This is a genomic window from Acinetobacter baylyi DSM 14961 = CIP 107474, from assembly GCF_000368685.1.
Lineage (GTDB): Bacteria > Pseudomonadota > Gammaproteobacteria > Pseudomonadales > Moraxellaceae > Acinetobacter > Acinetobacter baylyi.
Window position 1 is genome coordinate 131,475 of record NZ_KB849625.1, and the last position, 11,573, is coordinate 143,047.

General features: G+C 42.4%; 11 protein-coding genes and 1 pseudogene. 3 read left to right on the plus strand and 9 right to left on the minus strand.

Going from position 1 to position 11,573, the window contains the following annotated elements; all coding sequences use genetic code 11:
* Positions 1–88: 88 nt before the first annotated feature.
* Positions 89–331 carry a hypothetical protein gene (locus tag F952_RS02600; protein ID WP_004921759.1) on the plus strand — a complete coding sequence of 81 codons (243 nt, stop codon included), beginning with the start codon at positions 89–91 and terminating at the stop codon, positions 329–331.
* 139 nt (positions 332–470) lie between these two features.
* On the opposite strand, the gene F952_RS02605 is transcribed toward F952_RS02600, so the two are convergent.
* The 8 genes and pseudogenes from F952_RS02605 to F952_RS02635 all read right to left on the minus strand — a co-directional run bounded on the left by F952_RS02605 (position 471) and on the right by F952_RS02635 (position 8,190).
* Positions 471–992, minus strand: a complete 522-nt coding sequence (locus F952_RS02605) for an acyl-CoA thioesterase (RefSeq protein WP_004921762.1) — start codon at positions 990–992, stop codon at positions 471–473.
* Positions 993–1,280: 288 nt separating this feature from the next.
* Positions 1,281–2,066 carry an acetoin reductase gene (locus F952_RS02610; protein ID WP_004921763.1) on the minus strand — a complete coding sequence of 262 codons (786 nt, stop codon included), beginning with the start codon at positions 2,064–2,066 and terminating at the stop codon, positions 1,281–1,283.
* Positions 2,067–2,105: 39 nt separating this feature from the next.
* Entirely contained in the window at positions 2,106–3,164 is a 1,059-nt protein-coding gene (locus F952_RS02615) for a 2,3-butanediol dehydrogenase (RefSeq protein WP_004921766.1), read from the minus strand.
* A gap of 74 nt (positions 3,165–3,238) precedes the next feature.
* Entirely contained in the window at positions 3,239–4,639 is a 1,401-nt protein-coding gene (gene lpdA, locus F952_RS02620) for a dihydrolipoyl dehydrogenase (protein WP_004921768.1), read from the minus strand.
* A gap of 10 nt (positions 4,640–4,649) precedes the next feature.
* The gene (locus F952_RS17160) at positions 4,650–5,318 is read right to left on the minus strand and encodes a dihydrolipoamide acetyltransferase family protein (protein ID WP_410468491.1); all 669 of its coding nucleotides are present in this window, start codon (positions 5,316–5,318) and stop codon (positions 4,650–4,652) included.
* 77 nt (positions 5,319–5,395) lie between these two features.
* Positions 5,396–6,191: pseudogene (locus F952_RS17165) on the minus strand (E3 binding domain-containing protein); the annotation flags it as partial.
* 1 nt (position 6,192) lies between these two features.
* On the minus strand, positions 6,193–7,212 hold the full coding sequence (locus F952_RS02630; protein ID WP_004921775.1) for an alpha-ketoacid dehydrogenase subunit beta: 1,020 nt from the start codon (positions 7,210–7,212) through the stop codon (positions 6,193–6,195).
* Positions 7,213–7,227: 15 nt separating this feature from the next.
* A complete protein-coding gene (locus F952_RS02635) occupies positions 7,228–8,190 on the minus strand; it encodes a thiamine pyrophosphate-dependent dehydrogenase E1 component subunit alpha (RefSeq protein WP_004921778.1) in 963 nt (320 codons plus the stop codon).
* A gap of 348 nt (positions 8,191–8,538) precedes the next feature.
* On the opposite strand from F952_RS02635, the gene lipA reads away from it, so the two are divergent.
* On the plus strand, positions 8,539–9,570 hold the full coding sequence (lipA, locus tag F952_RS02640) for a lipoyl synthase (RefSeq protein WP_004921780.1): 1,032 nt from the start codon (positions 8,539–8,541) through the stop codon (positions 9,568–9,570).
* A 214-nt stretch (positions 9,571–9,784) separates the two neighbouring features.
* Positions 9,785–10,900: a transcriptional regulator gene (locus tag F952_RS02645; protein WP_004921783.1), complete on the plus strand. Its 1,116-nt coding sequence runs from the start codon at positions 9,785–9,787 to the stop codon at positions 10,898–10,900.
* A 38-nt stretch (positions 10,901–10,938) separates the two neighbouring features.
* Here F952_RS02645 and F952_RS02650 read toward each other — a convergent pair whose 3' ends face one another.
* Positions 10,939–11,562 carry a MarC family protein gene (locus tag F952_RS02650; RefSeq protein WP_004921786.1) on the minus strand — a complete coding sequence of 208 codons (624 nt, stop codon included), beginning with the start codon at positions 11,560–11,562 and terminating at the stop codon, positions 10,939–10,941.
* Positions 11,563–11,573: the final 11 nt, after the last annotated feature.

Below are 11,573 nucleotides of genomic sequence, written 5' to 3' on the forward strand. Positions count from 1 at the left end.
TAGCATGATGAACAAGTCCTGACCCAACCCGTGTTTAGACACTATTCAGGATGTCATAGTTTATTTGAATAAATTAAGGATGCCTCCAATGAAATTAGTTAAAATTCTACTTGCTTCAAGTTTCGTTTTTGCTGCTGCAACTACATTTGCTGCATCAGCACATGAAAAAGTTCAACCACAATCAAGCGAAAAAGTGGTTGTATCAACGCAGGAATTGCCTGAAACCACTTCTCCAGAAGCTGCTGCTGCACAACCAAATTCAGCTCAACCAACCACTGAAAGCGCTGCTGAAGCTTCAACCACAACACCTGCACAACCTGCTGTTCAATAAGATTCATTAAAGTCTCCGAGATAACACTTAGACTTTAATCTAGTAAAAGGGCTAAACCATTGCTGCGGTTTTGCCCTTTTATTTTAGGCTTTTATGATTTAAATACAGTCAAATTTACTTTTGCTATTTCAGACACTCATCAGCCGTCTGTATTTTTCTTAAACAAGCTACACGAAGGATTAGAATTGTCTTGTAAACGGCGTTGTTTACGTAGCTCGGCAGCTTCAAAACGACAAATTTTCCATTCTGTATCTAATTTCAGTTCAGGTACTTTTTGTGGTTTTCCCGTTTCATCAACAGCGACCATCGTGAAATAGCAACTATTGGTGTGTCGTACAGTCCTGCTTCGAATATTTTGAGCTTCAACACGGATTCCTATTTCCATTGAAGTCCGTCCGACATGATTAACACTCGCTAAAAATGTCACTAGTTCGCCTACATAGATTGGCTCTTTAAAAGTCACTTTATCGACGGAAAGCGTCACCACGTAACTTCCTGAATAACGGCTCGCACATGCATATGCGACCTGATCAAGCAGCTTTAAAATCGTACCACCATGAACATTTCCTGAAAAATTTGCCATATCAGGCGTCATTAAAACAGACATTGTAAGTTCGGATTGATCTTCTGAAGCTTGTGTAACTTGATCTAATGGAGACATATCTTTTTCACTCTACACGGGAAGAATTTACACCGTTTATTATGAGATATTTCAACGTTGAAAAACATGCTAAAAGCGGCAAATATTCAAGCAGAATCATTATTTTGAGTTTTATAGTTGAGAATAATTCACAGTTGAAAATTATTTTATATTGTATTGCTTATCATTTTCATCGATGTAAATCCAAATTTAAAATATTTTTATGCCGAATAATCGTAATGAACTCATTCAATCATTCACTTAAAAAATAAGGCAGCTATTCGCTGCCCTGTTCCAACATCATCACAACTACCGATAAACAATTCCGCCATCCGTTAGTATCGATTGGCCTGTAATATAATCTGAGTCATCGCTGGCAAGAAAAGCAACCAGTGCAGCCACGTCATCAGGTGTTTGTGCACGCCCTAGCGCAATTCCATCGACATACTTTTTATAGGTTTCACCAATTTCAGCCCCTGTGATTTCAGCAAACCGCCGATCAATCTCAACCCACATATCAGTACCCACCACTCCTGGACAATAGGCATTCACTGTAATCCCTGCACTGGCATATTCTTTGGCTGCCGCTTGAGTGAGTGCTCGGACAGCAAACTTTGTTGCAGAATAAATGCCCAGCAAAGCAAATCCATCATGTCCTGCAATTGAAGCTGCATTGATAATTTTGCCTTTACGATCCAATGTTCTAAATTTATCAGCCGCCGCCTGTATTCCCCACAGTACACCTGCAACATTAATATCCATAATCGTTTGGAATTGTTCTGGGGTAACATCATCAATGGCTTGTACCTGTGCAATCCCAGCATTATTAATGACCACATCCAAACCATATAAGGTTAAATCAGCATGATCAATGGCAGCAAAAACCTCATGACGCTGACTGACATCTGCAATAAAAGTCGTTGCTTTAATGCCGTATTGCTGAACCTCATGTAATACCTGATCTAGCTTCTCCTGATTTAAGTCTACCAGTGCCAGATGCACACCTTCTTGTGCCAGGCGCACGGCAATACCACGGCCAATACCTTGCCCAGCGCCTGTAATCAGTGCAATTTTATTTTTTAATCCTTTTGGCATATTGTTCTTCCTTCTATTCTTTCTATGCAATTGTACAACTTAAGGATGCACAATAATTTTAACAGCCGATTCATTGTTATGGATCAATGTCTCAAATCCTTGAGAAATCAGATCATCTAATTTAATGCGCTGCGTAATAAACGGCGCCAGATTAATTTTACCTTGTTCGACCAGTTTAATCGTTTCCTGATGATCATTGACATAGGCAATTGTTCCGCGAATATCCAGCTCTTTCATCACCACACTATGTACATTTACGGTTGCAGGGTGGCTCCAGATCGATACAATGACAATAACACCTGTTGGTTTTGTTGAAGCAACCAGTGTGTCTAATACTTTATTCACACTGCTGCACTCAAATGCAATGTCTGCACCTTTGTCCTGCGTAATTTTCATGACTTCTGCAATCACATCGACTTGAGTCGGATCGAGAATATAGTCCGCAACGCCAGATTCTTTGGCTTTTTCTTTTCGCTTGCTGCTTAATTCGGTAATGATAACCGTCAAACCTTTGGCCTTTAAAATTGCAGAGAGCAGTAGACCAATCGGGCCTGCGCCGCCCACCAATGCCACGTCACCTGCTTTCGCACCACTTCGAACATAGGCATGATGTCCGACAGAGAGTGGTTCAATTAATGCGGCTTGATCAAGTGGAATATTTTCTGAAATTGGATGTACCCAACGGCGCTGGACTGCAATCTTTTCCGATAAGCCACCACCACGACCACCCAGACCAATAAAGTTCATATTCTTAGAAAGATGATAATTTTCACCAGGACCTGTTGGAACATCATCTGCCACGATATATGGCTCGACCACCACATGCTGGCCTACCTGAATATCATCTACGCCTTCACCCACAGCGTATACCACACCCGAAAATTCATGGCCCATGGTGATAGGTGCTGACTCTCCCGAAATTGGATGCGGATGTCCACATGGTGGAATAAAAATCGGGCCTTCCATAAACTCGTGTAAATCTGTTCCACAGATCCCACACCACGCCACCTGTATGCCCACTGTTCCTGCCGTTACTTCAGGCTCAGGAATATCCTCAATACGGATGTCGCCACGATCATAAAAACGTGCTGCTTTCATTGTTATCTTCCTTTTAAAACTTTGTTGAAACCCTTTAAACTGTATGACCTTACACAGTGGTAAAGGTCATATTTTTATATATGAATCGCCCGTTGCATAGATGCCAGAATAGACTCATGCATTGCTTCAGACAAAGTTGGATGAGGAAAAATGACTTGTGCCAGATGCTCATCCGTTGCTTCAAGTGCCTGTGCAATTGCATAACCTTGTATTTGCTCTGTTACTTCATGACCGACCATATGAGCACCCAATAACTCACCAGATTCCACATCAACAATGGTTTTAACAAAACCGGCGGTTTGCCCAAGTGCAATCGCTTTGCCGTTGGCAGACATTGGAAATTTCCCAATATGAATCTGTTTGCCTTCTGCTTTGGCTTGCTGCTCAGTCAATCCAATACTGGCAACCTGAGGGTGGGTAAAGATGCAACCTGGAATTTGTAGCCGATTGAGTGGATGTACATCTGCAATACCCGCAATTTTCTCTACACATAATATGGCTTCATGGCTGGCTTTGTGTGCCAGACAAGGCGCGCCAGCAACATCGCCAATCGCATAAATGCCGACGACATTGGTTCGACACCATTCATCTGTCTGGATGAATCCATTTGTCAATGCCACACCCAATTGTTCCAGACCCAAATTCTGTGTATTGGGTTTAACCCCCACGGCTGAGAGCACATGATCAAAGCTTAGGGATTGAACTCCAGAAGGATCGTGTATTTCACAATGTACCTTTCCCTCACAAACTTCTAAATGCTGTACGGTACTTTCTGTCAGAATACGCATGCCCTTTTGTTCAAACTGCTTTCGTACATACTGTGCAACTTCATGATCTTCGGTGGGTAAAATCTGCCTGGCAAGATCGAGCAGTGTGACCTGACTTCCCAAATCCTGATACAGGCTCGCAAATTCACTGCCTATGGCACCAGAACCAATGACCAGTAAAGACTTGGGAAGTTGCTTGGGTTGCAATGCTTCCTTATAAGACCAAACGTAATCACCATCTACTGGAATCTGAGGAAGTGAAGCCGCATGTGCACCTGTTGCCACAATAATATGCGGGGCACGAATCATCTGTTTCTGCTGTTGCGCATCGACCAGCTCTAAGCGCTCTTTGGCAATAAATCTGGCTTTTGCATAAAATACGCTGACCTGATTTTTACGAAGTAAGTGCTCAATCCCCTGCACCAATTGCGCTGAAACCTGACGACTATGTTGAACCAGTTTAGATAAATCAAAATTGATATCTCCTAGCTCAAATCCAAACTGCGACGCATGTTTAAATTGATGCGCAAGCTCAGCACCCGCCAGTAATGCCTTGGTCGGTATACACCCCCAATTCAAACAAATTCCTCCCAGATGAGTCGCTTCGACAATCGCGGTTTTTAGACCCAGTTGGGCTGCTCGAATCGCAGCCACATAGCCTCCAGGACCAGCACCAATCACCACAAGGTCAAATTGTGTGTCTGACATGCTCATCCTCCTACACCAAAATCAAAGCTGGGTTTTCGACAAACTGTTTGAAACTCGCCAAAAACTTGGCTCCCAAAGCACCATCAATGACTCGATGATCACAAGAGAGTGTGACTGTCATCATCTGCCGAATTACAATGAGATCATGCTCAACTACAGCACGTGCCTCAGAACGCCCCAGTGCCATGATGGCGCCTTGTGGAGGATTAATAATCGCATCAAAGTTTTTGATGCCGAGCATTCCCAAATTGGAAATGCTAAAGCTACCACCTTGGAACTCATCAGGCTGAAGCTTACCTGTTTTGGCTCGGGTTGCCAGATCTCGCATCGTACTCGAAATTGTGGCGAGCGATTTCTGATTGGCTGCTTTAACAATCGGTGTAATTAGTCCATTTTCAATGGCAACTGCAACCGAGATATCAGCATCTTTAAACTGTAAAATCTGCTGTTTTTGTTCGTCATATTGCACATTGACTTCTGGCACTTTAATCAGCGCAGCCGCAGCCGCTTTAATCAACATATCGTTGATCGATAGCTTGAGCTGGGGTACCGTATCGTTGATCTGCTGACGTAAAGCTTGCAAAGCTTCAACATTCACTTCAATGCTCAAACGAAAATGTGGTGCATTACGTTTCGCCAATTGTAATCTTGAAGCAATGGCCTTACGCATCGCATTCATGGCAATAGGCTTGACAGAATTTAGCTCAACTGGCGTATCAGCACAACTCGCGGTTGAAGCAGTTTCTGATACAGGATGTTCACGATAATAGACCGCTTCAACATCCTCTTTACAGACACGCCCCCGAGTACCCGAAACTCGGCAATCATTTAAGTTAATACCCCATGTTTGGGCTAAACGTCGAGCGACAGGTGTTGCAGCTATATGCCGATCATCGGCAGTTGACTTGATTGCTTTGCTACTGCCCTGACGTTTAATCTCTGCCCATTGACCGCCTGCTGCCTGTACCGCAGATTGCAGATCTTGCACACTAATGCGCCCCAATCGGCCTGTACCAGTAACTTGGGAAAGATCAATATTATGTTTCTCTGCAAGTTTGAATGCATGCGGCGTAGTAAATGCATCTGACGCCTTAAAGCCCTGCAAAGCTGCTGGAATCTCAACACCGTCTTTTGAAACCTGTGCTTTGGTTTCGATAATCGCTTGAGACTGAGCTTGACTGTTTGCTACTGCTAATTGATCAACTTCAGGCGTTTGAACTGTTGTTACTTTAGCGTCTGCTGGAGTATTAGACGACTGAGTACCGTTTAAATTCTGAGCAAAATTTTGAATTTCGGTATCAGAAACATCAGCTTCGGCACAGATTGCAATCAAGCCACCTACAGGCAGCGTATCTCCTGCATGTGCCAGAATCTGACGCAAAGTACCATCAAAAGGCGCTTCGAGGACGTTTACAATTTTAGTGGTTTCAATTTCACAAATTTCATCGCCTTTTTTGAAACTGGTGCCTTCTTCGATCAGCCACTGTGCGACTGTTCCTTCTTCCATGGACAATCCCCATTTCGGGATTTCCAGTGTTTTAATTTCGCTCATCCTAAGCCTCCAGTATTTTTCTGACCGCTTGTTCGATCCGCTCGACACTTGGTATCCATTCTTTTTCAAGTACTGGTGAAAAAGGAATAGGCGTATGTGGCGGTGTAACCAGTTCGATAGGTGCTTTTAAATAGTGAAAACCCTTTTGTGCAATGAGCGCCGCAACATCATGTCCAAAACCGCATCGTGCTGCTGATTCATCCACAATCACCACACGACCCGTGCTTGCAACGGATTCTAAAATCCCATCTTCATCAAGTGGTGAAACAGTACGTGGATCGACCACCTCCACAGAGATACCTTCTTTGGCGAGTTTGTCTGCAACTTCATTGGCCCGATGAACCATGAGGCTCAATGCAATAATGGTGACATCGGTTCCTTCACGGGTGTAATTGGCAACCCCAAACGGAATAGTATAGGCTTCATCTGGTGCTTCGCCCTTGATGTCATACAAGAGTTTATGTTCACAAAACACAACAGGGTCGTTATCTCGAATGGCTTGAATCAGTAAACCCTTGACATCATAAGGACTAGATGGCACCACGACCTTTAAACCAGGTACAGATGCAAAGACATTATAAGGTGACTGGGAATGTTGAGCTGCAGCCGAAAAACCAGCACCAATCATGCCTCTCACGACCATCGGTGCTTTGGCTTTACCACCAAACATATAACGGAATTTGGCGGCCTGGTTATAGAGCATGTCGTGACAGACACCATAAAAATCCATAAACATCAAATCTGCAACTGGACGTAAGCCTGTTGCTGCCGCGCCTGCGGTCATTCCAATAATGGCAGACTCGGTAATAGGGGTATCAATCACACGTTCAGAACCGAATTCAGTCCACAAACCTTTGGTTACACCCAATACACCACCAAAACCTTCGAGCTTATTTTCATCTGTATTTTTGCCACCATGCCCGCCACGGACATCTTCACCCACCACAATGACAGTCGGATCACGGCGCATTTCTAGCTCAATGGCTTCTTTAATGGCATTTCGATAGCTTTTATTTGGCATTTCTTTACTATTCCTTTAGTAAGACACATAGACATCTGTCAAAAGTTGAGAGACTTCGGGATATTTTGCTGCTCGTGCTTTGGCTACAGCATCATCGACATTGGCTTTTGAAACAGCATCAATGGCATCCAATTTGGCTTCATCAATCTGGCCCTTGACCTTTTCACGGAAAATCTTGATCGGATCTTTATGTTCCTTCACATAATCAATTTCATCTTTAGAACGGATGAGACCTGGGTCGCCTTCAAAATGTCCATAAAAACGATTGGTGACTGTTTCAATCACACTTGGCCCTTCACCACGACGTGCACGTTGTATTGCTTTTTGTGCAGCAGCGTAAACTGCAAAAAAATCTGTGCCATCTACCTTCTCGGCAGGTAAACCAAAGCCTGCAGCACGCCCTGCAATGTCCTTACTTCCGACTGCATAATCATGTGCCGTACCTTCACCAAAACCATTGTTTTCGAAAACAAAAATTACAGGCAATTTCAAAACAACTGCCATATTGATCGCTTCAAAAGTCAGGCCCTGATTCGATCCACCATCACCTGTAAAAGACAAGCCAATACCACCAGTTTTTAATGTTTTTGCCGTTAAAGCTGCCCCAATTGCAAGCGGTGGCCCACCTCCTACAATCCCATTGGCTCCCAGCATTCCTTTATCCAAATCGGCAATATGCATCGATCCACCTTTACCTCGGCACAATCCTGCATCTTTTCCAAAAATTTCCAGCATCATGTCGTGAATATCGCAGCCTTTCGCAATACAATGCCCATGCCCACGATGGGTAGAGGTAATGTAATCCTGATCGGTGAGATTCTCACAGACGCCTACCGCAACCGCCTCTTCACCACTGTATAGATGAATAAATCCAGGAATATCACCTGTATTATTTTCTTCATGAAGACGGTCTTCAAATTCACGAATATCTCGCATCCGTTTATATGCGGCTAATAATTGCTCTTCCGTTAATTGCATATCCTTATCCTATTTATCTTGATTTAAAATAGTGAAACCAAGTTGTATGAGCAGATGACTCATACAAATAGATAAATCCTTTTTTATTTTCTTTTCTATTAGACTAAAAAAATTAAAATAGGTTAATATTTCAATATTCAATATAAATCAAAAACATAATTATCAAAAAATAAAATGTAAAATTATATATTATTTTCAATAGTTTAAAAACAAACCTTTAACCAACCTTGGTTAGACTAAACTAATAAATTATTTTAAACACGATTCAACTTAATTATTCAAACCAGATATTTAATTAAGTTTAAATTATATTCAAATATTAATGTTAAAATTAAAAGGATTTTTAGAATGGATTTAAAAATAAATGACCAACCCGATAAAAATATTTATCTTGGTGAAAAACTACGTGGGCAGGAAAAGCTCGAGCGTATTCCTGTTAAAATTATTCCTAGTACTGAAATAGCAGAAAAACCAGATTGGATTCGTACCAAAATCAGTGATCCCAAAGAAATCAAACGTATTCAGACTTTATTACGTCAACAAAAATTGCATACGGTGTGCGAAGAAGCTGCTTGTCCTAACTTGCCACAATGTTTTGGAAGTGGCACAGCCACTTTTATGATTATGGGCGATATCTGCACTCGGCGCTGCCCTTTTTGCGATGTCGCACATGGTCGGCCCAATACACTCGACCCATTAGAACCCCAACATTTAGCAGAAGCAGTATCCAATCTTCAGCTTCAATATGTGGTTATCACCTCGGTAGATCGAGATGATCTTAAGGATGGAGGAGCGCAGCATTTTGTTGATTGCATAAAAGCAATTCGTGCAACCAATCCTCATACATTAATCGAAATTTTAGTGCCTGATTTTCGTGGTCGACTCGAAATAGCTTTAAAAATTCTAGCCAGCTCTCCGCCTGATGTTTTTAATCACAATATCGAAACTGTTCCACGTTTGTATCGCGCCCTGCGACCAGGTTCTGATTACCAACATTCATTAAAGCTTTTACAGCAATTTAAAAAATATTGTCCAGATGTCGTCACCAAATGTGGTCTGATGGTTGGACTTGGTGAAGTAGAAGCTGAAGTCATTACCTTACTCAATGATCTGCGCGATCATGATATTGAGCTGGTCACCATTGGACAATACTTACAACCCTCCAAAGCGCATGCACCTGTACATCGATTTGTTTCACCAACAGAATTTGAACATTATGAACAGCATGGCAAACGTCTAGGTTTTAAAAATATCTGGAGTGCACCGCTGGTTCGCTCCAGTTATCATGCAGATCGTCAATACCGAGGCGAAGCTGTACCGAAGCCTTTTACACGAGAAGATTTAAAACAACTAAAACATACCACATCTGATATTGCTTAACGATTTATGAACATTTATCTATATGCTTACTTCCCGCTTCATGCTACAAATAAATGTCTAAATCTTGGTGATCTTGCCCAGATCCCAAGATATGTCTATAGATACTCGATGAATAATATTATCTATTTTTTAATCAATATCAGATGAGTTGAAACAAGAGAAAAGATGGATCTCCGTTGTGATGGAATCATGACGACACATAAGGATCATGACGATGGATATGTCAAAAAAACAAGGATTTGATATTCACTCAAATTCAGGCTTAATTTTAGGTGAGTCCTCACCAGATGAAATTCTAAAACGCGAATCTGCGCCTCTACTCGATTTAGGCCAAGAATGGCAACAGGCTTTATTTGGCCGCTCCATTCAACATTGTCATTCTGAGCTACTGCATATTGCAGAAGATGCAGGCATGGCCATTGGCATCACCGATCACCATGGCACCTTATGCTGGACATGGAGTAGTCATCTTATGCGCTCCTCTGCCGAACAGGTTCACTTTGTTCAAGGTGGACACTGGTCAATGCAAGCTGTCGGGAAAAATGCCATTGGTCTTGCACTCAAAACCAATCGCGCCAGTTGTGTCTATTCACATGAAAACCAGATGAATAGCGTCAGAGATTGGGTATGCTATGCAGCGCCAATTATTGATCAAGCGACAGGCCAGCTACACGGCATTATGAATCTGTCGACCAAATATGAAAAACATAACGCACTTGGCGTACTTGCGGTTGAGCGCTGCGCAGATCTGGTCCGCAGAGCAATTCAGTTTGAACAAACCAATGTACTCTATATTAAAGTGCTCGGTACACCGCGCATTCAATTTAATCAAAAAGTACTGACCTTAAGTCATCGTCAGATTGAAATTTTATGTATTTTGGCATTGTGTCCCGATGGCATTTCTTTAGACGAATTACATTACGCTTTATATGGTGATCGGCAAGTGACGAATACCACGCTGAAATCCGAACTCTCCCAACTTCGCAATTTATTGCCCGATTGTATTCAGTCTCGTCCTTACCGATTAAATTGTGAAATCCAGTCCGACTTTCTGATGTCCGAGCAGGCACTCAATCAAGGTTTTACGACAACTGTACTGTCACTCTATAAAGGCAGTTTCCTGAATAAATCTGATAGTCCCTTTTTGTGCGCATGGCGGGACTGTTTTGATGCCAGACTCAGCCATCTGATTTATCAAATGAAAGATGTAGACCAATTATTTCGCCTGATTAGTCGTGCACCAGAGCGAGTCGATGCCATACATCGGCTGTTTGACTTATTGCCCGAAGATAGTCCTTATCGAGAAAAACTCAATAAATTACTCGAATAAAAAACCGAAGCAGAAGCTTCGGTTTTGAGGATCAGCCATTAGCCTACCGGGATTTCCTTGATCACTCCCATTACGCCATTGATAATCATATCAATCGCAATAGTTCCAATGAGTAAAGCAGATAAACGTCCTACAATATCCACATAGCGATCAATATATTTGGCATGTTTATAACGTAAATGATCATGTGCAAACTTCATCAAGATCAGTAGGCTACAGGTCATTGCCAAAGTTAAGGCAATAACAATTGCTGCGCCACCAATTGGCAAACCAATCCCTGTGACGACAGCAGCACTGATGGTACCTGGCCCAATCATGAAAGGCATCGCAATGGTGCCTGCCAAGTGCTCAGGGGCACCACGCATTTCACCAATCGTGTCTGCACCCTGAAACACATAACGATAGCCAATCACCAAGAAAATCAACCCACCAAAAATCTGAAAAGCTTCAAAGCGTACGTTCAGATATTTGCTAAAAATCGTTTCTCCTCCCCATGCAAATAACATGAAGACGATAAACGCGATCATGCATCCCTGAATTAAAGCCTTACTAAATACCCTGGCATCCGAATTACGGATCATCCCGATCATGTAAATACTCATCAGGAACGGATTCAGCAGTGAAAAAAACAAGGCAAAAGAATGGATATAGGGGGTCAACATTCAAAAGCTCT

What these genes read in the sequence shown, in the direction of transcription:
- F952_RS02645 (WP_004921783.1), top strand. Translation starts at nt 9,785, where the DNA reads ATGGATATGTCAAAAAAACAAGGATTTGATATTCACTCAAATTCAGGC.
- lipA (WP_004921780.1), top strand. Translation starts at nt 8,539, where the DNA reads ATGGATTTAAAAATAAATGACCAACCCGATAAAAATATTTATCTTGGT.
- F952_RS02615 (WP_004921766.1), bottom strand. Translation starts at nt 3,164, where the DNA reads ATGAAAGCAGCACGTTTTTATGATCGTGGCGACATCCGTATTGAGGAT.
- lpdA (WP_004921768.1), bottom strand. Translation starts at nt 4,639, where the DNA reads ATGTCAGACACACAATTTGACCTTGTGGTGATTGGTGCTGGTCCTGGA.
- F952_RS02635 (WP_004921778.1), bottom strand. Translation starts at nt 8,190, where the DNA reads ATGCAATTAACGGAAGAGCAATTATTAGCCGCATATAAACGGATGCGA.
- F952_RS17160 (WP_410468491.1), bottom strand. Translation starts at nt 5,318, where the DNA reads ATGAATGCGATGCGTAAGGCCATTGCTTCAAGATTACAATTGGCGAAA.
- F952_RS02610 (WP_004921763.1), bottom strand. Translation starts at nt 2,066, where the DNA reads ATGCCAAAAGGATTAAAAAATAAAATTGCACTGATTACAGGCGCTGGG.
- F952_RS02630 (WP_004921775.1), bottom strand. Translation starts at nt 7,212, where the DNA reads ATGCCAAATAAAAGCTATCGAAATGCCATTAAAGAAGCCATTGAGCTA.
- F952_RS02650 (WP_004921786.1), bottom strand. Translation starts at nt 11,562, where the DNA reads ATGTTGACCCCCTATATCCATTCTTTTGCCTTGTTTTTTTCACTGCTG.
- F952_RS02600 (WP_004921759.1), top strand. Translation starts at nt 89, where the DNA reads ATGAAATTAGTTAAAATTCTACTTGCTTCAAGTTTCGTTTTTGCTGCT.
- F952_RS02605 (WP_004921762.1), bottom strand. Translation starts at nt 992, where the DNA reads ATGTCTCCATTAGATCAAGTTACACAAGCTTCAGAAGATCAATCCGAA.